The sequence below is a fragment of the Streptomyces sp. NPDC044984 genome (genome assembly GCF_040646935.1).
In the GTDB taxonomy this organism is placed as follows: domain Bacteria; phylum Actinomycetota; class Actinomycetes; order Streptomycetales; family Streptomycetaceae; genus Streptomyces.
Window position 1 is genome coordinate 60,321 of sequence record NZ_JBEZBE010000019.1, and the last position, 22,037, is coordinate 82,357.

Genomic DNA, 22,037 nt, shown 5'->3' on the forward strand with positions numbered 1-22,037 from the left:
AGATCAAAGGAGTTGTACGAGACGTATCGTCTCGTCTACTGTCGGCGCATGACCAGTCCCGCTCACATCGCCATGTTCTCCATCGCCGCCCACGGCCACGTGAACCCGAGCCTCGAGGTGATCCGCGAGCTCGTGGCGCGCGGTCACCGGGTCACGTACGCGATCCCGCCGCTGTTCGCCGAGAAGGTCGCGGAGACGGGCGCCGAACCCAAGCTGTGGAACAGCACGCTGCCGGGCCCCGACGACGACCCGGAGGCCTGGGGCACCACGCTGCTGGACAACGTGGAGCCGTTCCTGAACGACGCCGTCCAGGCACTTCCGCAGCTCATCGAGGCCTACGAGGGGGACACCCCCGACCTCGTCCTGCACGACATCACCTCCTACCCGGCGCGCGTGCTCGGCCACCGCTGGGGCGTGCCCGTCATCTCCCTCTCGCCGAATCTCGTCGCCTGGGACGGGTACGAGAAGGAGGTCGCCGAGCCGATGTGGGAGGAGCCGAGGAAGACCGAGCGGGGGCAGGCGTACTACGCCCGCTTCCACGCCTGGCTGGAGGAGAACGGGATCACCATGCACCCCGACGACTTCGGGGGCCGCCCCGCCCGCTCGCTCGTCCTGATCCCCAAGGCGCTCCAGCCGAACGCCGACCGGGTCGACGAGAGCGTGCACTCCTTCGTCGGGGCCTGCCAGGGCGACCGGAGCGCCGAGGGCGACTGGCAGCGGCCCGCGGGGGCCGAGAAGGTCGTGCTGGTGTCGCTCGGGTCGTCCTTCACCAAGCAGCCGGCCTTCTACCGGGAGTGCGTCAAGGCGTTCGCGGATCTGCCCGGCTGGCACCTGGTGCTCCAGGTCGGCAGGCACGTCGACCCCGCCGAGCTGGGGGACGTACCGGAGAACGTCGAGGTGCGGTCCTGGGTGCCGCAGCTCGCGATCCTGAAGCAGGCCGACCTGTTCGTCACCCACGCGGGGGCCGGCGGCAGCCAGGAGGGGCTGGCCACGGCCACCCCGATGATCGCCGTACCGCAGGCGGTGGACCAGTTCGGCAACGCGGACATGCTCCAGGGGCTGGGGGTGGCCCGGCACGTTCCGGCCGACGAGGCGAACGCGGAGGTGTTGAGGGCGGCGGCCCTCGCCCTGGTGGACGACCCGGAGGTCGCCCGGCGGCTGAAGGGTGTCCAGGCCGAGATGGCGGAGGAGGGCGGTACGCGCCGGGCGGCCGACCTCATCGAGGCGGAGCTGCCCGCGTGACTGCGGGCAGTCGTGCCTCCCAGTGCCTTGAAGGCCTGGGAGGTACCCCCAGGGCGGCACGGGCGGGCGGTGGGGGCACCTCCGCCCGAGCGCAGCCGGGAGTGGGGGAGGCGCCCCGAAAGCGCCGGGCAGCGTGACCTCCGCCCCTGCGCACAAAGAAGGGCCCGGCGGAAAACCGCCGGGCCCTCGTCGCGCCTACCGGATCACACCGGCACCCGCTCGCCCTCGTCGTCCCGCGACGTCGGCGGCGCCACCGCCACCGCCTCCGGCGACTCGTCGTGGGTCAGGTCGGGCATCCGGTGCAGCCACTTCGGCAGGTACCAGTTGCGCTCGCCGAGCAGCGTCATCACCGCGGGCAGCAGCACTCCCCGGATGATCGTCGCGTCGATGAGCACCGCCGCCGCGAGGCCGACGCCCATCTGCTTCATGGACTGCATGGACAGCGTTCCGAAGATCCCGAACACGGCGACCATGATGATCGCGGCACTGGTGACCACGCCGGCCGTGGTCACCACGCCGTGCTGGACCGCGTCCCGCGTCGTACGGCCCCGCAGCCGGGCCTCGCGGATCCGGGAGACCACGAACACGTGGTAGTCCGTCGACAGGCCGAACAGGATCACGAAGAGGAACAGCGGCAGCCAGGTGATGATCGCGCCGACGCCCTCCGCGCCCACCAGGGACGCGCCCCAGCCGTGCTGGAAGACCGCCACGAGGATGCCGTACGCGGCGCCCACCGACAGCAGGTTCAGCACGATCGAGGTGACCGCGACCGTCAGCGAGCGGAACGACAGCAGCATCACCAGGAAGGCGAAGACCACCACGAAGGCGAAGACCGGGACCACGGAGCCGACCAGCTGGTCGTTGAAGTCCTTGTTCCCGGCGACCTGCCCGGTGATCGGCGCCTCGACGCCGTCGACCTCACCGAGCGTGGCGGGCCGCACCTCGTCGCGCAGCGTGTCCAGGCTCTCACTCGCCTTGTCCTGGTCGGAGCCGCCCACCAGCGGGACGTAGACGAACGCGACGTTCTGCTGGTCGTGCAGCTTGATCTCCACCGGGCCGCGCGAGGCACCCGAACTGATCGCCCGCTCACGGAAGTCGGCGAGCGCGGTCTTCACCTCGCGCGCGTTGATGTCGTCCGCCTTGACGACCACCTCGGCCGGCTCGGAGCCGCCGGGGAAGGCGTCGTTGACCCGGTTGTACGTCTGCACGATCGGCAGCGAGTCGCCGAACTCCTGGTCCAGCGTGAGGTTCTGCGTCTTCATCCCGACCGCCGGAGCGGCCACCGCCAACAGCGCACCGGTCGCCACCACGACCGACAGCACCGGCTTGGCGAGCACCCGCTTCAGTACGGCCGACCAGAACCGGCTGTCACCGCCGCCGCCGGTGCGGCGCCGGCGCAGGAACGGCACGCGGCCCTTCTCGACCCGCTCGCCCAGCAGCGAGAGCAGCGCGGGCAGGACGGTGACGGAGCCGACCATGGCGACCGCCACGACCATCAGCGAGGCCAGGCCCATCGCCTCGAACTCGGCGAGCCCGGTGAACAGCATGCCCGCCATGGCGACACACACCGTGACACCGGAGACGACGATCGCGCGGCCGCTGGTGGCGGCGGCGATCCGCAGCGCGGTCTGCGCGTCCCGTCCGGCCGCCCGCTCCTCACGCTCGCGGCGCAGGTAGAACAGGCAGTAGTCGACCCCGACGGCCAGGCCGACCAGCAGCATCACCGAGTTCGCGGTCTCGCTCATCGGCTGCAGATGGCTGACCAGGCCCATCAGACCCATCGTCGCCATGATCGCGGTGATCGCCAGCGCCACCGGCAGCAGCGCCGCCACCAGCGCGCCGAACGCGATCAGCAGGATGCCGAGGGCCACCGGCACCGCGGAGTACTCGGCCTTCTTGAAGTCGTCGCCGAACGCGTCGTCGAACGTCTTCATCATGCTGGCGCCGCCGATCTCCTCGATCCGCAGCGACTCGTGGTCCTTCTGGACGTCCCCCACGGCGTTCAGCACCGGCTCGATCCGCTCACCGGCGGTGTCCGGGTCGCCGCGCACGTCGAACTGGACCAGCGCGCTGCGCCCGTCCTTCGAGATGGTGTCGCTCTCGTACGGCGAGATGACGTCCGTGACCTCGCCGGTCTTCTCCACGGCCGTGACGACCGCGCCGACCGCCGACCGGAACTCCTGGTCGGTGGCCGTGAGACCCTCGTCCTTCGCCTGGACGAGCACGGTCTCACCGACCGGCTCCTCGATGCCGGCGTCCTCGATGATGCGGGCGGCGGTACTGGTCTCTCCCTTGAGCTGATCGCTGTCGCCGACGTCGACCCGGCCCGCGGCCGAACCGAGTCCCATCGCCAGCACGACGAACAGCACCCAGATGCCGACGGCCGCCCAGCGGTGCCGGGCGCTCCAGCCGCCGGCCCGTGCGGCGAGGCCCCGCACCCGTGATTGTCCGTTCCCCATGACGGGCTCGCTCCCTCGTGTTCGGCAGCGACCCCCTGCCGCCACCTGACCTTTCGAAGGTATGGGCCGGATAAGCCCGTCTCGTCGTGCTGTCCGGTGAAGCTCGGGAACCCGGGGTCATCCCATCGGTGCCCGTCTCCTCCCCACTGGGGAGGACAGCGGCCCCCTACACGTACCCGGGGACGCCGGGGCCGGTGACCGGGGTTCCGGTACGCCGCCGCCGTCGGGCACACCCCCGCGGGGTACGACGGCCGTCCTATGGTGTGCGCATGGCGACGACGAGATACGCGGCACTGCTGCGCGGGATCAACGTGGGCGGCAGCAGGAAAGTGCCGATGGCCGACCTGCGCGCCCTCGTGGAGGGCCTCGGCCACGACGGGGTGCGCACCCACCTGCAGAGCGGCCAGGTGGTGTTCACCGCCGCGCACGGCGACGAGGAGTCACTGGCCGCAGGGCTGTCGGCGGCGATCGAGCGGCACTTCGGCTTCGGCGTGGACGTGATCGTGCGCGACCACGCCTACCTGAAGCGGATCGTCGAGGCCTGCCCGTACCCGGCCGGCGAGCTGGAGCCCAGGCAGCTCCACGTCACGTACTTCTCCGCGCCCGTCACCCCCGAGCGCTTCGCCGGGATCGACCCGGGGGCGTATCTGCCCGAGGAGTTCCGTCTGGGCGACCGCGCACTCTACCTGTACGCCCCGAACGGCCTGGGCCGCTCCCAACTCGCGGAGCACCTGGCCAGGCCCCGCGTCACCAAGGGCGTCGTCGCCACCAGCCGCAACTGGAACACCGCGGTGAAGCTCGTCGAGCTCACCGGGGACTGAGTTCAGGCGCCGACCGCGGCCAGCGTCGGCACCCGCGCCCCGTCGTACCGCTCCAGCAGCAGCCGCGCCACCTCCGGCGCCGGGCCCAGCACGTCCGCGAGGACGTCCGCCCCGGCCGCACCCCGGGCGATCCGGTCCGGGAGGAAGCCCGGGGCCAGGACGTACGGCGCGACGGCGACGCGTGCGCAGCCGAGGGCGCGCAGTTCGCGGACCGCCTGCTCGGTGCGGGGGAGGGATGCGGAGGCGAACGCAGGCCGCACGGCGCACCAACCGGTGTGCCGCCACTCCCGCGCGATTGCTGCGATCACTGCGATCGCCTCCGGGTCGGAGGACCCCGCCGAGGCCAGGACGACCCCGGTCGAGGACTTGTCGGCGGGCGTGAGGCCCGCCTCGTGCAGCCGGCGCTCCAGGGCCGCCAGCAGCAGCGGGGACGGGCCCAGCACCTCGGCCTGACGGATCCGCAGCCGCGGCGGAGCCTCCGACAGCACCGCCGGGATGTCCGCCTTGGCGTGGAAGGCACGGGTCAGCAGCAGCGGGAGGGCGACCACATCGCGGACGCCCTCCGCGTCCAGGGACTCCAGCACCCCTTGGACGGAGGGGATGTTGAAGTCCAGGAACCCGGTCTCCACCCGCAGTCCCGGCCGCAGCGACCGCACCCGCCGCACCAGTTCGTGCACGGTCGCGGCGTGCCGCGGATCACGGCTGCCGTGGGCGACGACGAGAAGTACCGGACGGCGCATGGTGTCCCTCAGCCCTTCACCAGCAGACCGCGGCTGCGCAGCACCCACCGCTCCAGCGGACTGAAGATCAGCAGGTCGATGGCGATGCCGACGGTCAGGATCAGCAGGATGGCCTCGAAGACCATGGCCATGTCGCTGGCGTTGCGGCCGTTCTCCAGCAACTGTCCGAGGCCCACGCCCAGGTCCGGGAACGATGCGATGATCTCCGCGGCCATCAGCGAACGCCAGGAGAACGCCCAGCCCTGCTTCAGCCCCGCCACATAGCCCGGCAGCGCGGCCGGCAGCACGATGTGCCAGGTGCCCTTCAGCCCCGTCGCGCCCAGCGTCCGGCCGGCCCGCAGGAACAGCGGGGGCACCTGGTCGACGCCGGAGACCAGGCCGTTGGCGATCGAGGGGACCGCGCCGAGCAGGATGACGGCATACATCATCTGGTTGTTCAGACCCAGCCAGATCACCGCCGGCGGCACCCACGCCACCGACGGCAGCGACTGCAGACCGGACAGGATCGGCCCGATCGCCGCGCGCACGAACTTCACCCGCGCCACCAGCAGCCCCAGCGGGGTGCCGATCAGCAGCGCGAGGAAGAAGCCGAGCAGACCGCGCGAGACACTGGTCCAGATGTAGCCGAGCAGCTCGCCCTGGAGCCACGCCTCACGCAGCACGTCCCACACGGCGCCCGGCGAGGGCAGCTTGGTCGGATCGTCGACGATCTCGAACGAGACCAGGGCCTGCCACACCGCCAGCACCAGCGCGACGGCGATGACCGGCGGCAGGACCTTCTCCACGAAGGTCTGCCGCAGCGGCTTGCGTCCGGTCTGCACCGTCTCCAGTGCGTCGAGGCCCGCCTCCAGACCGGCGAGGTCGCCCCCGTCCTTGTCCTTCGCGGTCGTCTCAGTGCTGGCCATGACGGCGGATCTCCCCACGGAGTTCTTCGGTGATCTCGACGGACAGTTCCGCCACGGCGGTGTCCTCGATACGGCGCGGATGCGGGATGCCCACCGTCCACTCGCGGGCGATCCGGCCCGGACGGGACGACAGCAGCACCACCCGCTGCGCGAGCCGCACGGCCTCGCGCACGTTGTGCGTGACGAACAGGACGGAGAGCCGCGTCTCGCGCCAGATCCTGGTCAGCTCGTCGTGCAGCACGTCCCGCGTGATGGCGTCCAGCGCCGCGAACGGCTCGTCCATCAGCAGCAGCCGGCTGTCCTGGGCGATCGCCCGGGCCAGCGCCACGCGCTGCCGCATACCGCCGGACAGCTCGTGCACCCGCTTGCCGTGGGAGCCCTTCAGCCGGACCAGCTCGAGCAGCTCCTCGGCCCGTTCGCGGCGCTCGTTCTTCTGCACGCCCCGCAGCTTCAGGGCGAGTTCGATGTTCTTGCCCGCGGTCAGCCACGGGAAGAGGGCGTGCTCCTGGAACATCAGGGCCGGCCGCCCGTCCGTGCTGATCGTGCCGGCCGTGGGGCGGTCGAGCCCCGCGACCAGGTTGAGCAGTGTGGACTTGCCGCAGCCCGAGGCACCCAGGAGGGTGACGAACTCACCGGGCGCGACATCGAGGGTGATGTCGTCCAGCACGAGCTGCTGTCCGGCGGGGCCCGCGAACGACTTCGAGACGTGCTCGATGCGGGCGGCGTGCGTGGCCGCCCCGATGCCGTCGGCGGCTTTGGCGAGGGTCGTGGCCATGGTCGTCACCTCCTGGGAACTCTTCGTGATCCGGGGTTACTCGGCGCCGAGTCCGGCGTCCTCGACGGCGGACCCGCCGGCGGCCTTCAGGACCTCGTTGAGCAGCGTGAGGTCGTAGATGCCGTCCAGGTCCGGCTCCTCCAGCAGACCCGCCTCGACGGCGTGCTCCGCCTGGGCGTCGAGCGTGGCGGCCAGCGGGTCGTCGGTGAACTCGATCGACTCCCACGCCGGGTCCAGCACCTCGGCGGGCAGCGCCTTGCCGGAGTCGGCCTCCAGCTGCTCGTTGGCGGCGGCCTTCGCCTCCTCCGGGTTGGCGTTGATCCACTTGTTGGCCTCGACGGACGCCCTCAGCACCGCCTCGACGGCCTTCGGGTGCTCCTCGAGGAACTCCTGGCGCACGATGATGTTCGTGATCACGAACTTCTCGTCCGGCCACAGCGTCGCCTCGTCCAGCAGCACCTTGCCGCCCTCGGCGACCAGCTTCGACGCGGTCGGCTCCGGCACCCAGGCGCCGTCGACCGACCCGGCCCTGAACGCGTCCGGGGTGACCTTGTTGTCGCTGCGGACGACCGTGACGTCGCCCTTGCCGCTCTGGGCGTCGACCTTCCAGCCCTGCTCGGCCGCCCAGTTGAGGAACGCCACGTCCTGGGTGTTGCCGAGCTGCGGGGTCGCGATCCGCTTGCCCTCGACGTCCTCCAGGGACCTCACCTTGTCCGGGTCCACCACGAGCTTCACCCCGCCGGACGCCGAACCGCCGATGATCCGCAGGTTCTTGCCCCCGGACTTGGTGTAACCGTTGACGGCGGGGGACGGGCCGATGAACCCGATGTCGAGGGAGCCGGAGTTGAGCGCCTCGATCTCGGACGGCCCCGCGTTGAAGACGGCGTACTTCGCCACCGTGGCGCCGAGTTCCTTCTGGAACAGGCCCTTGTTGTTGCCCACCAGCGCGGTGCCGTGCGTGAGGTTGCCGAAGTAGCCGATCCTGACGGAGTCGAGACCGTCGATCTTCTTCGCCCCGGCGGCGACCTTCACGGCGTCGTCGTCCTTGGCCTGGGAGCCGTAGCCGCAGGCTGCCAGGGTGAGCAGCGGGAGCACGGCCATGACCGCGAGGGCACGGCGCAGGGCGGAGGTGGCAGGCACGGGAGGTGTTCCTCTCGTAGGGCCCGGTGGTCACGGTCCTGGTCTCTCAGGCCATGGCCGGGAAGTCGGCGGGTTTTCGTCTGCGGCGGTGGGGGGTGAGGACGCGCGAGCGATGCGCGTACGTCATCGCGCACATCGGGCCACCCCGCCCTGCCCGCTGCCGAGGGCCCCGCTGCCGACGCGGCCGCCCTCCTTCGCGAACCCGGAGTAGAAGTCGGTGGGGTTCATGCTCAGAAGTCCCACCCGTCGTCCTCGGCCTCGTCCTTGACGGGCTCCGGTGCGGCGAAGGACTCACCGACCATGCCGGCGGTGAGCGTGGTGCCGTCGCTGGGGTCGATGAGGATGAACGAACCGGTGCGCCGCGAGTCCGCGTAGGAGTCGGCGGGCAGCGGCTCGGCGGTACGGATCTTCACCCGGCCGATGTCGTTGGCGGTGAGCTGCCCGGGGTGCGGGTGCAGCGACAGGTCGTCCAGCGTCAGCCGGGACGGGATGTCCTTCACGATCGCCTTGACGGTGCGGGTGCCGTGCTTGAGCAGTACCCGGTGGCCGACGGTCAGCGGCTGGTCGGCGACGTGGCACACGGTGGCCTCGACGTCCTGCGTGGTGGCCGGGGCGTCCTTGCTGGGGACGATCAGGTCACCGCGGGAGATGTCGATGTCGTCGGCGAGCAGCAGCGTCACCGACTGCGGCGTCCAGGCGACGTCGACCGGCTCGCCCAGCAGGTCGATCCCCGTGACCGTCGTCGTCCGCCCGGACGGCAGCACGGTCACCTCGTCGCCCACCCGGAACGTGCCCGCCGCGATCTGCCCCGCGTAGCCCCGGTAGTCGGGGTGCTCGGCGCTCTGCGGCCGGATCACGTACTGCACGGGCAGCCGCGCGTGGCAGTGCGCCAGGTCGTGGCTGACCGGCACGGTCTCCAGGTGCTCCAGCACCGTGGGACCGCCGTACCAGTCCATGTGCGCGGACGGCTCCACCACGTTGTCGCCGACCAGCGCCGAGATCGGGATCGCGGTGACCTCGGGGACGCCCAGCTCGGTCGCGTACGCCGTGAACTCCTCGGCGATCGAGGCGAACACGGACTCCCGGTAGTCGACCAGGTCCATCTTGTTGACGGCGAGGACGACGTGCGGCACCCGCAGCAGGGCGGCGATGGCGGCGTGCCGGCGGGTCTGCTCGACGACGCCGTTGCGGGCGTCGACCAGGATCACCGTCAGCTCGGCCGTGGAGGCGCCGGTGACCATGTTCCGCGTGTACTGCACGTGGCCGGGGGTGTCGGCGAGGATGAACCGGCGCCGGGGCGTGGCGAAGTAGCGGTAGGCCACGTCGATGGTGATGCCCTGTTCCCGCTCGGCCCGCAGGCCGTCGGTGAGCAGCGCCAGGTCGGGCGTCTCCTGGCCGCGGCTGGCCGACGCCCGCTCCACGGCCTCCAGCTGGTCGGTGAGGACCGACTTGGAGTCGTGCAGCAGCCGGCCCACCAGCGTGGACTTGCCGTCGTCGACGGAACCGGCGGTGGCGAACCGCAGCAGCGTGGTGGCCGCGAGCTCCTCGGTCGTGATGGTGCTCATGGTTAGAAGTACCCCTCGCGCTTGCGGTCTTCCATCGCGGCCTCGGAGAGCTTGTCGTCGGCGCGGGTGGCACCGCGCTCGGTGAGCCGGGAGGCGGCGATCTCGGTGATCACCTTCTCGATGGTGTCGGCGTCGGAGTCCACCGCGCCGGTGCAGGACATGTCACCCACGGTCCGGTAGCGCACCAGCCGCTTCTCGATCCGCTCGCCGTCCTTCGGGCCGCCCCACTCACCGGCGGTCAGCCACATGCCGGAGCGCTGGAACACCTCGCGCTCGTGCGCGTAGTAGATCTCCGGCAGCTCGATGTCCTCGCGGGCGATGTACTGCCACACGTCCAGCTCGGTCCAGTTGGACAGCGGGAACACGCGGACGTGCTCACCGGGGGCGTGCCGGCCGTTGTACAGGTTCCACAGCTCGGGGCGCTGGCGGCGCGGGTCCCACTGGGAGAACTCGTCGCGCAGCGAGAACACCCGCTCCTTGGCGCGGGCTTTTTCCTCGTCGCGGCGCCCGCCGCCGAAGACGGCGTCGAACCTCTCGCTCTGGATCTTCTCGGTGAGCGGCACGGTCTGCAGCGGGTTGCGGGTGCCGTCCGGGCGCTCCTTGAGCACCCCGCGGTCGATGTAGTCCTGCACGGAGGCGACGTGCAGCCGCAGCCCGTGCTTCGCGACCGTGCGGTCGCGGTAGTCGAGGACCTCGGGGAAGTTGTGCCCGGTGTCGACGTGCAGCAGCGAGAACGGGACCGGCGCCGGGGCGAACGCCTTCAGCGCCAGGTGCAGCATGAGGATGGAGTCCTTGCCGCCGGAGAACAGGATCACCGGCTTCTCGAACTCGCCCGCCACCTCGCGGAAGATGTGCACCGCCTCGGACTCGAGGGCGTCGAGGTGGGAGAGGGCGTACGGGTTGTCCGTGCCCTCCTCGACGGTGGCGACGGTCGTCATGCCAGTCCCCTTTCGCTGAGCGCGGCGTACACCGACGCCGCGGACTCCTGCACGGTCTGGTTCTGGGACTCGATCCGCAGATCGGGTGTCTCGGGCTCCTCGTACGGGTCGTCCACACCGGTCAGCCCGGTGAGTTCACCCGCGGCCTGCTTGGCGTACAGGCCCTTCACGTCGCGTACGGAGCACACCTCGACCGGGGTCGCCACGTGCACCTCGACGTACGGCGTGCCGTTCGTCTCGTGCCGCTTGCGGACCGCGTCCCGGCTGTCCGCGTACGGCGCGATGACCGGGACGAGCGCGGTGACGCCGTTGCGGGCGAGCAGCTCGGCGACGAAGCCGATGCGCTGCACGTTGGTGTGCCGGTCCTCGCGGGTGAAGCCGAGGCCCGCGGAGAGGAACTCGCGGATCTCGTCGCCGTCGAGCACCTCGACCCGGCGGCCCCGCTCGCGCAGCCGGCCCGCCAGCTCGTGGGCGATGGTGGTCTTGCCCGCACTCGGCAGACCCGTGAGCCAGACGGTGGCTCCGGTCGTCACGTGGTTCTCCCTGGATGTCGATGGTCCGGTGGTCGTCGTCATGTCAGCCGTGCAGCCCGCACTCGGTCTTGGCGCGGCCCGCCCAGCGGCCGGCGCGTGCGTCCTCGCCCTGAAGCACCCGGCGGGTGCAGGGCGCGCAGCCCACGGAGGCATAGCCGTCCATCAGCAGCGGATTGGTGAGGACGCCGTGCTCGTCGACGTACGCTTGCACGTCTTCCTGTGACCACTTCGCGATGGGGGAGATCTTCACCTTCCGCCGCTTCTCGTCCCAGCCGACGACCGGGGTGTTCGCCCGGGTCGGGGACTCGTCGCGGCGCAGGCCGGTCGCCCAGGCCTGATAGCCCTTCAGGCCCTCCTCCAGCGGCTTCACCTTGCGCAGCGCGCAGCACAGGTCGGGGTCGCGGTCGTGCAGCCTCGGGCCGTACTCGGCGTCCTGCTCGGCGACCGTCTGCCGCGGGGTCAGCGTGATGACGTTCACGTCCATCACGGCCTCCACCGCGTCCCGGGTGCCGATGGTCTCCGGGAAGTGGTAGCCGGTGTCGAGGAACACCACGTCCACGCCGGGCATCGCACGGGAGGCGAGGTGGGCGACGACCGCGTCCTCCATGGACGAGGTGACGCAGAAGCGGCTGCCGAACGTCTCGGCCGCCCACTGGAGGATCTCCAGCGCGGAGGCGTCCTCCAGCTCGCGGCCCGCCCGCTCGGCGAGCGCCTTGAGTTCCTCGGCCGTACGCTCTTCCTGAACCGCCGTCATATCGGTTCCCCTCCGGTGGAGTCGGGCTGAAGACCCCGGGCGAGGAGCCCGAGGAACTTCAACTGGAATGCGCGGTTGCACGCCCCGCATTCCCAGGCGCCGTGGCCTTCCTCATGGGGGCGCAGGTCCTCGTCGCCGCAGTAGGGGCAGTGGAACGGGACGGCGCGCTCGCTCATGACAGGGCCTCCTCGGAGGCGCGGGCCGCCCAGCGGGCGAAGCGCTCGCCGTCCTCGCGCTCGGCCTGGTAGCGCTTGAGGACGCGCTCCACGTAGTCCGGCAGCTCCTCGGCCGTGACCTTCAGACCGCGCACCTTGCGGCCGAAGCCGGGCTCCAGGCCGAGCGCGCCGCCGAGGTGCACCTGGTAGCCCTCGACCTGCTCGCCCTCGGCGTTCAGCACCAGTTGGCCCTTGAGGCCGATGTCCGCGGTCTGGATGCGGGCGCAGGCGTTCGGGCAGCCGTTGAGGTTGATGGTGAGGGGCTCGTCGAACTCCGGGAGGCGCCGCTCCAGCTCGTCGATGAGCGAGGCGCCGCGCGCCTTGGTCTCGACGATGGCGAGCTTGCAGAACTCGATGCCGGTGCAGGCCATCGTGCCGCGCCGGAAGGTGGAGGGCCGGGCGGTGAGGTCCAGCGCCTCCAGGGACTCGACGAGGGAGTCGACCTGCCCCTCCTCGACGTCGAGGACGATCATCTTCTGCTCGACCGTGGTGCGCACCCGGCCCGAGCCGTGCGCCTCCGCCAGGTCGGCGACCTTGGTCAGGACCGTGCCGTCGACGCGGCCGACGCGCGGGGCGAAGCCGACGTAGTAGCGGCCGTCCTTCTGCCGGTGCACGCCGATGTGGTCGCGCCAGCGGCTGGTCGGCTCGGCGGGCGCGGGGCCGTCGGTCAGCTTCCGCTTCAGGTACTCGTCCTCCAGCACCTGGCGGAACTTCTCCGCCCCCCAGTCGGCGACCAGGAACTTCAGGCGGGCGCGGTTGCGCAGCCGCCGGTAGCCGTAGTCACGGAAGATCGAGATGACGCCCTCGTAGACGTCGGGCACGTCGTCGATCGGCACCCAGGCGCCCAGGCGCACGCCCAGCTTGGGGTTGGTGGACAGGCCGCCGCCGACCCACAGGTCGAAGCCCGGCCCGTGCTCGGGGTGCTCGACGCCGACGAAGGCCACGTCGTTGATCTCGTGCACCACGTCCAGCACCGGCGACCCGGAGATCGCGGTCTTGAACTTCCGCGGCAGGTTCGAGTACGCCGGGTTGTTCAGGACCCGGCGCTTCATCTCCTCCAGCGCCGGCGTGCCGTCGATGATCTCGTCCTCGGCGATGCCCGCGACGGGGGAGCCGATCATCACCCGGGGCGTGTCGCCGCAGGCGGTGACCGTGGACAGGCCGACGGCCTCCAGGCGGTTCCAGATCTCGGGGACGTCCTCGATGCGGATCCAGTGGTACTGGACGTTCTGCCGGTCGGTGATGTCGGCCGTGCCGCGCGCGAACTCCTGCGAGATCTCGCCGATGACCCGCAACTGCGCGGTGGTCAGCGCACCGCCGTCGACACGGACGCGCAGCATGAAGTAGCTGTCGTCCAGCTCCTCCGGCTCCAGGACGGCCGTCTTCCCGCCGTCGATGCCCTGCTTGCGCTGGGTGTACAGCCCCCACCAGCGCATGCGTCCGCGCAGGTCACTGGGGTCGATCGAGTCGAAACCCCGCTTGGAGTAGATCGTCTCAATGCGTGTCCGCACATTGAGACCGTCGTCGTCCTTCTTCACCTGCTCATTGCCGTTGAGCGGGGTGAAATGACCCGCGGCCCACTGTCCCTCTCCGCGGTGACGGCTCACCTTGCGGCGGGGAGTCGCGGCGGCAGGATTCTGCGCGGGGGCAGGCTTCTGCGGGGTGGCGGCCATGGTTGATACGTCCTTCGGGACAGGCGGGAATGCGGCTCTGACCTGCGCAGGTGTGCGCACGGGCAGGAGTGCGCGTCATTGCGCGGGGAGTGCGGCGGAGAAGGGGATGTCGGGCGGTGCTGGGTGCTCTCAGCGCGCCGGACAGATGGCGCTGGACATGCGGCCGAGGTCGACGTGCCGCCGACTCACCAAGGCGATTCCAGTTCCAGGCATGACGGAAGCGTGGCACGGCGATCTGGACACAGTCCAGCTTCGTCCAAAATTCGGACACCCTTGTCTCGGAATGAGAGACAAGGGTGTCCTTGGTCACAAGCGCCGCAGGCGGTCTTGTCCGTGCTGGTCAGGCGGGGTAGGCCCCGGCCCACGGACCCGGCGTCGACGCCTCCGGCTCCTCCTCGACCTTGGTGTCGAACAGGGTGAAGCCGCGGCGCCGGTAGTTGTCCATGGCGTGCTCGCCGTCCTTGCTGCAGGTGTGCAGCCACACCCGCGTGGTCGGCTTCAGCTCCGGCCGGCGGTCCGCCAGGTCCCAGGCGCGGGCGGTGCCGTACGACAGCAGGTGCCCGCCGATGCGCCGCCCCCGGAAGGCGGGCAGCAGCCCGAAGTAGACGATCTCGACGACCCCGTCCCCCTGGGCCTCCAGCTCCACGTACCCGGCCGGCGTGCCCCGGTCGTAGGCGACCCACGTCTCCACCTCGGGCCGGTCCAGGTGCTCCAGCCACCGCGCGTACGTCCAGCCCAGCCGGTCGGTCCAGCGGATGTCCCCGCCGACCGAGGCGTACAGGAAGCGGCTGAACTCGGGGGAGGGCACCTCGGAGCGGACGACCCGCACGTCCCCCTCGGGCACGGCGGCCGGAAGGAGATCGGTGGGCGCGGTCTGCTCCAGGGACCAGGTGGTCACGGAGATGGTCGTCATGCCCGAAAGGGAACCACCCGGCACGAGCTTCTGTCGAACGCCTGACCAAGGCGCGGACGGAGCCCGGTGCCGTGTCAGGCGGCGTTCGCCCCGTCGACCGCCTTGCGCAGCCGTTCGTCGGAGGCATGCTTGTTCCGCCGCTCCACGATCCGCCGACTCGCCCTCCGGGCCCCGGCCCCGCCATCGCGAAGGCGCTCGGTCACCACGACGGGACGACCACCCGCCCGGCCACCGAAGCTGGAGGAACCCGGAGCCGATACGCCCCGGCGACCCCACGCGGTGACCGCCGTGGTCGGTGTCTCAGGCGACCGATGCCCTGAAAGGATCAAGGGGATCGGTCCCTGCCGCGTCGAAGAGCTGCTCCAACGCCTCGTGCCCGTGACGCCTGCGGAACTCGATCTCGGCCGTTGTCACGGGCAGGGTCCACAGGATGCGGGCGTGACCTCCGGGAACGGGACAGTGTTCCAGGTCGGGGCCGTGAAGATAGGGGAGGCTGATCAACAGGTGATCGCAGGTCGATCCCGGCACCCACGGTTCACCGATCGGCATACTGTGCTCCAGGTCGAGCTGATGTCCTGCGCAGTGGTAGTAGGCGATCATCGCCATGAGCTCGATGAACCGCTGGTCGCGGACGTGAGCGGTCATGACGAACTCAAGTCCGTGACCGTCCTTCTCCGTCGCGGCCCAGCACCCAGCGGTCACATAAGCCCAACCGTCGCCGCGGGGGCCGGGGCCCACGACGAGAACTCGCAGACAGGGCATCACCGCTCGCCGTTCCGGACCGAGGCCGTGGTCGACGCCCTCCACGGAGTGTCCCTCGAAGAACGCCCGGACATGTGACTCGACAGCCTCCACGGCCGGCACCCTCGTACTGCTCACCGCGCGATCATCCCAGACCACGATCGACGGACCCTTGACGGCTTGCCCCGCGTCACGGAGTTGCGGGCGTCAGCACGCATGCGCGGTACCTCACCATGCGAGCCCGCCGGCCCCGAGGCCGCTCGTACGCCGGAAGAAGACGCCCTCCCCTCGGAGCAGGTCCCGAAGGCCCTCGTGGCCGATGTCGTCGACCACCCCCTCGGCGACCGGGAAGCCGGCCGGCCCGGACTTGGCGATCTCCTTGATCTCGCGCCGCTCGGGGAGGGAGAAGGTCCTCGGCCGGAGTCCCCTGAAGCGGCACTAGACGACGGCGACCCTTGGGTAGCGGCCGATGACGTCGCCCGCCCGCCGCCTCACGTCGGCGCCTGCCAGCAGGGCCAGGTGGCCGCGGGTCTCGTCGGGACCCCAGTCGCCCGTGTCGTTCCGGTGCAGTTCATACGTCGCACGGAACTGCTCGGGCGTGCCGATCACCACATCGGCCTGATACTGCACCAGGATCTGCTCGCCCGCCGGCTCTTCGGTCAACAAGGCCGTCGTGTAGTCGGTGACCGCGCACAGAGCGGAGAACAACTCGTGGTGGGCGGCGGCACCGCCCCGGTCGGCTGCCATCAGGTGTACGCCTCCGTATTCGCGCGCCATGTAGGAGAGGGCGACCAGCGCCGCGGCGCGTGTCCTGTCCTCGGGCAGCAGCCCGGTGATCGGCTCGCTGTCGCCGAGGCAGGTCGCCGCCGCGGCACGCACCACCTTCGAGCCGACCTCGACCTCGGTCCCCATCGCGATCACCGCGATCGCATAGGCCAGCAGTTTCGCCCGCTGATCCTCGTCGGCGAAGTCCGAGGCGCGTGGACGCTGCGCGGCGTCGGTGTAGCGGACCCTTCCCGCGCCGAGGCGTGCCTGCCGAGCGTCCACCAGCATCCGCAAGGGGTTGCGCCGCACCGACTCGTCCACGTCGAGCGAGGTGGTCACGGCGATCGTCAGCCAGTCCTTGGTCGCGAGGATCCCTGCCACGTCCGGGGGAAAGGAGGGGCCACCGAGGTCCCAGCGCTCCAGGAGGATTTCCCCGCGGCTGACGTGGACGGACAACCGGTCCTCGTGGACGACGGCGGAGAGCGAGGGCAGCGGGACCACCCCGTCGAGCAGGTCCTGCCCCAGCCCGAGGGCTGCGTAGAGGTCCAGCGTGGCGACTTGCCACCGCCCCCTTCTCCGCCGCAGCCTGGCGACCTCGTAGGAGGGGTTGACGAGGAACACGAGGTCGTCGCGCTCGTGGGCGGGCAGCTTCAGCAGCCGTGCGCGCCACGACTGATGGGGAAGAGGCGTGAACCCGTCCGGTGAGGCCACCTCCACCTGGGTCGGCGGCCGACAGCCGGGGTGGTGCAGCGACGCCACGGCGTCCTCGCCCGTCACCTCGACGACCAGGGCGGCAGCCTCCCGCCGTCCGAACCGCCGTCCGAACCGCCGCCCGCACGTCTGGCAGTCCACGGGACGCAGGGCGGCCCGCAGTTCGGCCAGCGCCTCCGGCCCGAGGCCGGTCCTGGTATCCGGGGCGACCAGTAGCTTCGACCGCGCCATCCCCGCTCCCCCCTCCACAGCGACTGGTGAAGGACCGTACCCACCGGCGGCACGGTCTGCCCGCTTGTACTGCCTCAACCGACGTCGACCTCGTCACGCCGTACGGGGGTCCTCCCTCCGGCACGTCGAGCGAACCCGCCGAACGGCGCCGTCACGCCACCGCGGGGCGAAGGCCGTCCGATGCGGCACTAGTCCAGGGACCGGTCCACGGAGGCCAGCGGCAGGGCGAACAGCATCCGGCCGGACTGGGACCACACGTCGCCGCTCTCCTCCCCGTAGGACAGGGACGCCGCCGGGCCGCTCCAGCAGCGGTGCGTCCCGTCCGCGCCGCACCGGGTGGGGCGCGCCCCGTCCGTGTCCTGCCGCCACAGTGTGCCGCGCTCGTCCGGCGTCCCGGTCGTCCGGCCCAGGTACCAGGCCGACCGGTACGACAGCACGCCGCGCACATCGGTCAGCTCCGTCTCGTACACCCCGACCGGGTCCGCGTCGAGCAGTCCCGCACGCTCCGGCCCGGTGCTGAACGCGTACCGCCACAGCCGGGTCGGCCCGTCCTCGTCCGCGGGCACCGCCTCGTGCGCGACCAGACTGTCGGGCGCGGTGCTGCGGTCCAGGGAGATGCCGCCCGGCCGGGGCGCGCCGGCCCCGGCCGTCCGGTAGGAGGCGACGGCCGGCAGCACGTACCGCGCTCCCGCCGCCGACCAGCCGCCGGGCACCCGCCCGACCGACGTGCCGTCCACGGTGGCCCGCTGGACCCGTGCCAGGTCGTACACGTACAGCGCGCTGTCGTCCGCCGGACCCGCGGTGACCAGCAGTTTGTCCTGGTACCAGACCATGCCGGACACGGCGGAGCCCAGCCCGCGGTAGTCGCGGCCGCCGTCCACCGGAACGGCCAGCAGGGCCCAGGTGTAGCGGAGGTCGTCCGGATCGCCGGCGTCCACGAAGGCGACGCGGGCCAGACCGTCCTCGGACGGCGTGCCGGTGCCGCGGCTCCACCCCGAGAGGATCACCCGGTGCCCGCCCCAGCGGCCGTCGTCGTCCGCGTCCCCGGAGGTGGTGACCGCGCCGGACCGCCAGCCGTCGGTGTCGGCGCCCGGCCAGCAGTACGCGCGGGTCGCCGCGGGCTCCACCGGCAGGGCCCGCCGGTCGTCGTCCGTGCAGTCCTCCGCGCCGCCCAGGGAGCCGTCGGGATCGGCGAGCACGGAACCGACACCGACCGGCCGGCCCATCCCGGCGGAGAGCCGGTCCAGCGCGTCGCGCGGCACGTGGTGCTCGGTCAGCCGCAGCGGCGCGGTCTCGGCGGACGCGGTGAGCGGCTTCAGCGCCCCGGGGTCGCCGGCGTCGGTGGCCTGGGAGGCGCTGATCATGGTGGCGGCCGCGGTCAGCGAGAGGGCGGTCCCGGCCAGCGCCGCCCGCAGCGCCCTGCCCCGCCTGCGCCGACGGTGTCTGCCGCGATGCTTCATAACGTCCTCCCGAGACGAGCCAACTGCGTCCGGTGTTCCGAGGGTTGACCGTGGAGCAGCTGGGGTGGCCCGTAGCGGGATGCTACGGCAGCCGGCCGGCCGGGGAGCGGAAGACCCTGCAAATATGCGAAACAGCGACCTTCCGAGCCACTCCGGAGCACGTCTGTACGGCCCCGCGCGGTCTTGACGGGCGGGGGAGTCAGTCCTCCCGCACCGGCCGCCGTCGGCGGCCCGGGACCGGGGCCGCCGAGTGGGGGAACAGGCCGTCGGGGTCGTCCGGGAGGACGAGCTCCACCTCGGCGGACTCCGTGAAGCGGTAGGGGCGGTGGTCCAGGAGGGGACCCAGGTAGCGGCGCACGCGGGACATCTCCGCGCGGACCGTCACCGTGCGGGCCGGGTCGCCGAAGACGTCCCGGGCGAGGTCCGCGGCACTGCGCCCCGCGCGGTGCACGGCCAGCAGGTACAGCAACTCGGCGTGCCGGGGGCTCAGTTCCCGGGTCCAGGAGCCCGCCCCGCCGGACACCTCCACCGACCGTCGGCGCGGCCCCCTCAGGTCCAGCACGATCCGGGTCGCGGCACGTGTCACCGGTTCGTCCGCCGCCCGCACCAGCCAGCCCCCGGCCAGCGGCTCCAGCGAGCAGCGGCCCAGCGCCGGCAGCCACCGCATGCCCGCCGACACCGACGCGGGCAGCGCCAGCCGCTCCGTGTACGGCATCCCCGTCACCGCCGCCGTCCACCCCTGCCGGTCCACGACCAGCGCCCGCCCGTCGATCCGCGCCAGCACCGGCGCCGCCACCGCCCGCAGCCGCTCCAGCGACCGCAGGTGCGTCTCCCGCAGCCGCGCCTCGGCGAGCTTGGCCACCGAGTCGACCCACGCCAGCGTGGCCGGGTGCATCGTCTCCAGCGGCCCGCTCACATCCACCACGCCGATCAGCCGCCCGTCGCGGGGGTCGGTGATCGGCGCCCCGGCACACGTCCAGGTGGCGTGCGACCGTACGAAGTGCTCGGCGGCGAACACCTGCACGGGGCGCCGCGTCACCGCCGGCGTCCCCACCCCGTTGGTGCCGACGACCTCCTCGCGCCAGTCCGCGCCGATCTCGAAGCCCAGCCCGTCGGCCTTGCGCAGCACCGGCGCGCTGCCCTCCCGCCACAGCACCCGGCCCTCCTCGTCGGCCACCACCATGATGTGGTGGGCGACGTCCGCGACCGACAGCAGCCCCTCCCGCAGCACCGGCAGCACCTGCCGCAGCGGCGACGACTCCCGCCGCCGCTGCACCTCCTCCCAGGACAGCAGCCCACTGCGGAAGTCGTGCTCCGGGTCCACACCACTGCGCAGCATCCGCTCCCAGGACTGCCCGATCACCGGGCGGGGAGCCACGGGCGCCCGCTGCCCGGAGAGCGCGGCGGAGCGGACCTCGTCGAGCACCCGCGCCGCACGCGCCGTGTCGACGGCGGCCAGCTGCGTCACGTCCATCGGCGAGAGCGCCACCGGTCGGTCCTCCAGGAAGAGAGCTGTCGGGACTCATACTGCCGTCTGCCCCGGGGACGAACGCCCGGTACGGCCACGGCGACAACAAGTTGCAACCCCCTGCAACCCTGGTGAAGAGCCCTCGACTGTCCGAAACTTGGACGACGCCGTCCCGAGCGGCGTCCACGGCTCGTAAGGGGCCTGTGCGGCGGGGGGTGGTGCCGTGTCGGCGCAGCACCACCCCCGCGTCGCGCCCGCCACCGCTCAGGACACCGGCCGGGCCCGCTCCACCACCGACGCCAGGTCCAGCGTGTGCGGCAGCGTCCCGAACGCCGCGCCCCCGTCCCCGCCCAGCCGCGCCGCGCAGAACGCGTCCGCCACCTCCGGCGGCGCGTACCGCACCAGCAGCGACCCCTGGAGCACCAGCGCGAGGCGCTCCGTCAGCCGCCGCGCCCGCCCCTCGACGCCCTCCAGGTCCGCCAGTTCGGTCAGCAGGTTCTTCATCGCGGCGTCCAGCCGGTGATCCGCCCCGCGCGCCCGCCCCACCTCGCGCAGATAGGCGTCCAGCGCCGCCGGCTCCCGGCGCAGCGCCCGCAGCACGTCCAGCGCCTGGACGTTCCCCGCGCCCTCCCAGATCGAGTTCAGCGGCGACTCCCGCACCAGCCGGGGCATCCCCGACTCCTCGACGTACCCGTTGCCGCCCAGGCACTCCGCCGCCTCCACCGCGAGCGGCGCGCACCGCTTGGTCACCCAGTACTTCGCCGCCGGCACCGCGATCCGCAGCAGCGCCCGCTCCTGCTCGCCGCCGTCGTCGTACGCCGCCGCCAGCCGCAGCGCCAGCGTGGTGGCCGCCTCCGACTCCAGCGCCAGATCGGCCAGCACGTTGCGCATCAGCGGCTTGTCGACGAGCTTCCCGCCGAACGCCTCCCGGTACGCGCAGTGGTGCACCGCCTGCGCCACGGCCTGCCGCATCAGCCCCGCCGACCCCAGCACGCAGTCCAGCCGGGTCGCCGCCACCATCCCGATGACGGTGCGCACCCCGCGCCCCTCCTCCCCGACCCGGCGCGCCCACGTCCCGTCGAACTCGACCTCGGCGGAGGCGTTGGACCGGTTTCCCAGCTTGTCCTTGAGCCGCTGGATCAGGAACACGTTGCGCGTGCCGTCCTCCAGCACCCGCGGCACCAGGAAACACGTCAGACCCCCGGGCGCCTGCGCCAGCACCAGGAAGGCGTCCGACATCGGCGCCGAGCAGAACCACTTGTGCCCGGTCAGCTCGTACGCGCCGTCCTCGGCCAGCGGCCGGGCCGCCGTCGTGTTCGCCCGTACGTCGCTGCCGCCCTGCTTCTCCGTCATGCCCATCCCGAACAGGGCACCGGGCTTCTGCCTCGCGGGCCGCAGGGCACGGTCGTAGACCACCGACGTCAGCCGCGGCTCCCACTCCGCCGCCAGGACCGGGTCCGTGCGCAGCGCGGGGACCGCCGCGTGGGTCATCGACAGCGGGCAGCCGTTGCCGGCCTCGACCTGCGTCCACACCACGAACGCCGCCGCCCGCCGCACATGCCCGCCCGGCCGGCCCCAGGCCGCCGTCAGCCCCGCCGAGACGCCCTTGCCGAGCAGCCGGTGCCAGGACGGATGGAAGTCGACCTCGTCGATCCGGTGACCGTAGCGGTCGTGGGTGCGCAGCCGCGGCGGATTCTCGTTGGCCAGCACCCCCCACTCCTGCACCTGCGCGGACCCGGCGGTCCGCCCCAGCCCCGACAGCTCGGAGAGGCCCTCGTCCCGCACGTCCGGCGCCAGATGCCGCTCGACCGCCTCCACCAGCGCCCGGTCGGCGCCGAACGCGTCGTACTGAACCAGTGGGGGAGCCTGATTGGTCACGCTGTGCGTGGTGCCTGCCATGTCCACGAACGTACCCCGCGGTACGCCGGCCTCACCCGCCGATCCGGCCTGCGGGTGAGTGCGACCTGGCACGACGGATACCTTTAGGT

At 71.9% G+C, this 22,037-nt stretch carries 20 protein-coding genes and 1 pseudogene; 2 read left to right on the forward strand and 19 right to left on the reverse strand.

Features of this window, described 5'->3' with window-relative positions; translation table 11 throughout:
* The first annotated feature begins 48 nt into the window (after positions 1-48).
* Complete coding sequence (locus tag AB0A94_RS21390) at positions 49-1,242, forward strand: glycosyltransferase (protein WP_361746487.1); 1,194 nt, start codon at positions 49-51, stop codon at positions 1,240-1,242.
* Between the two features lie 203 nt (positions 1,243-1,445).
* Here the strand turns inward: AB0A94_RS21390 and AB0A94_RS21395 are convergent, their stop codons facing one another.
* Positions 1,446-3,701, reverse strand: coding sequence for an MMPL family transporter (locus tag AB0A94_RS21395; protein ID WP_361746489.1), 2,256 nt, complete (start codon positions 3,699-3,701; stop codon positions 1,446-1,448).
* Between the two features lie 269 nt (positions 3,702-3,970).
* Here AB0A94_RS21395 and AB0A94_RS21400 point away from each other — a divergent pair, with 269 nt between their 5' ends.
* The gene (locus AB0A94_RS21400) at positions 3,971-4,522 is read left to right on the forward strand and encodes a DUF1697 domain-containing protein (RefSeq protein WP_361746492.1); all 552 of its coding nucleotides are present in this window, start codon (positions 3,971-3,973) and stop codon (positions 4,520-4,522) included.
* A 2-nt stretch (positions 4,523-4,524) separates the two neighbouring features.
* Here the strand turns inward: AB0A94_RS21400 and AB0A94_RS21405 are convergent, their stop codons facing one another.
* From AB0A94_RS21405 to AB0A94_RS21490, 18 genes and pseudogenes are all read right to left on the reverse strand, one after another.
* Entirely contained in the window at positions 4,525-5,262 is a 738-nt protein-coding gene (locus AB0A94_RS21405) for a sirohydrochlorin chelatase (RefSeq protein ID WP_361746494.1), read from the reverse strand.
* Between the two features lie 8 nt (positions 5,263-5,270).
* Positions 5,271-6,167 (reverse strand): ABC transporter permease, encoded by an 897-nt coding sequence (locus tag AB0A94_RS21410; RefSeq protein ID WP_361746496.1) that lies wholly within the window; start codon positions 6,165-6,167, stop codon positions 5,271-5,273.
* Positions 6,154-6,942, reverse strand: coding sequence for an ABC transporter ATP-binding protein (locus AB0A94_RS21415; RefSeq protein ID WP_361746498.1), 789 nt, complete (start codon positions 6,940-6,942; stop codon positions 6,154-6,156). Before AB0A94_RS21415 ends, AB0A94_RS21410 begins: the two co-directional genes overlap by 14 nt.
* Before the next feature lie 36 nt (positions 6,943-6,978).
* Positions 6,979-8,082, reverse strand: coding sequence for an aliphatic sulfonate ABC transporter substrate-binding protein (locus tag AB0A94_RS21420; RefSeq protein ID WP_361746500.1), 1,104 nt, complete (start codon positions 8,080-8,082; stop codon positions 6,979-6,981).
* Between the two features lie 230 nt (positions 8,083-8,312).
* A complete protein-coding gene (locus AB0A94_RS21425) occupies positions 8,313-9,647 on the reverse strand; it encodes a GTP-binding protein (RefSeq protein WP_361746502.1) in 1,335 nt (444 codons plus the stop codon).
* 2 nt (positions 9,648-9,649) lie between these two features.
* The gene (gene cysD, locus AB0A94_RS21430) at positions 9,650-10,585 is read right to left on the reverse strand and encodes a sulfate adenylyltransferase subunit CysD (protein ID WP_361746504.1); all 936 of its coding nucleotides are present in this window, start codon (positions 10,583-10,585) and stop codon (positions 9,650-9,652) included.
* Positions 10,582-11,118: an adenylyl-sulfate kinase gene (gene cysC / locus AB0A94_RS21435; protein ID WP_361746507.1), complete on the reverse strand. Its 537-nt coding sequence runs from the start codon at positions 11,116-11,118 to the stop codon at positions 10,582-10,584. Before cysC ends, cysD begins: the two co-directional genes overlap by 4 nt.
* A gap of 43 nt (positions 11,119-11,161) precedes the next feature.
* Positions 11,162-11,872, reverse strand: coding sequence for a phosphoadenylyl-sulfate reductase (locus tag AB0A94_RS21440; protein ID WP_361746509.1), 711 nt, complete (start codon positions 11,870-11,872; stop codon positions 11,162-11,164).
* Positions 11,869-12,048 carry a hypothetical protein gene (locus AB0A94_RS21445; protein WP_361746511.1) on the reverse strand — a complete coding sequence of 60 codons (180 nt, stop codon included), beginning with the start codon at positions 12,046-12,048 and terminating at the stop codon, positions 11,869-11,871. The genes AB0A94_RS21440 and AB0A94_RS21445 overlap by 4 nt, the downstream gene beginning before the upstream one ends.
* Positions 12,045-13,760, reverse strand: a complete 1,716-nt coding sequence (sirA, locus tag AB0A94_RS21450; protein WP_361746513.1) for a sulfite reductase SirA — start codon at positions 13,758-13,760, stop codon at positions 12,045-12,047. Before sirA ends, AB0A94_RS21445 begins: the two co-directional genes overlap by 4 nt.
* A gap of 129 nt (positions 13,761-13,889) precedes the next feature.
* Positions 13,890-13,973, reverse strand: coding sequence for a putative leader peptide (locus AB0A94_RS21455; protein ID WP_310887545.1), 84 nt, complete (start codon positions 13,971-13,973; stop codon positions 13,890-13,892).
* A gap of 127 nt (positions 13,974-14,100) precedes the next feature.
* The gene (locus tag AB0A94_RS21460) at positions 14,101-14,673 is read right to left on the reverse strand and encodes a GNAT family N-acetyltransferase (RefSeq protein WP_217134631.1); all 573 of its coding nucleotides are present in this window, start codon (positions 14,671-14,673) and stop codon (positions 14,101-14,103) included.
* A 300-nt stretch (positions 14,674-14,973) separates the two neighbouring features.
* Entirely contained in the window at positions 14,974-15,435 is a 462-nt protein-coding gene (locus AB0A94_RS21465) for a suppressor of fused domain protein (RefSeq protein ID WP_361746664.1), read from the reverse strand.
* A gap of 243 nt (positions 15,436-15,678) precedes the next feature.
* Positions 15,679-15,849, reverse strand: a pseudogene (locus tag AB0A94_RS21470) (IS630 family transposase); the annotation flags it as partial.
* A gap of 3 nt (positions 15,850-15,852) precedes the next feature.
* Entirely contained in the window at positions 15,853-17,121 is a 1,269-nt protein-coding gene (locus tag AB0A94_RS21475; RefSeq protein ID WP_361746515.1) for a hypothetical protein, read from the reverse strand.
* A gap of 188 nt (positions 17,122-17,309) precedes the next feature.
* Entirely contained in the window at positions 17,310-18,581 is a 1,272-nt protein-coding gene (locus AB0A94_RS21480; RefSeq protein ID WP_361746517.1) for a hypothetical protein, read from the reverse strand.
* A gap of 199 nt (positions 18,582-18,780) precedes the next feature.
* A complete protein-coding gene (locus tag AB0A94_RS21485) occupies positions 18,781-20,070 on the reverse strand; it encodes a GAF domain-containing protein (RefSeq protein WP_361746519.1) in 1,290 nt (429 codons plus the stop codon).
* Positions 20,071-20,313: 243 nt separating this feature from the next.
* Positions 20,314-21,948 (reverse strand): acyl-CoA dehydrogenase family protein, encoded by a 1,635-nt coding sequence (locus AB0A94_RS21490; RefSeq protein ID WP_361746521.1) that lies wholly within the window; start codon positions 21,946-21,948, stop codon positions 20,314-20,316.
* Between the last annotated feature and the right edge of the window lie 89 nt (positions 21,949-22,037).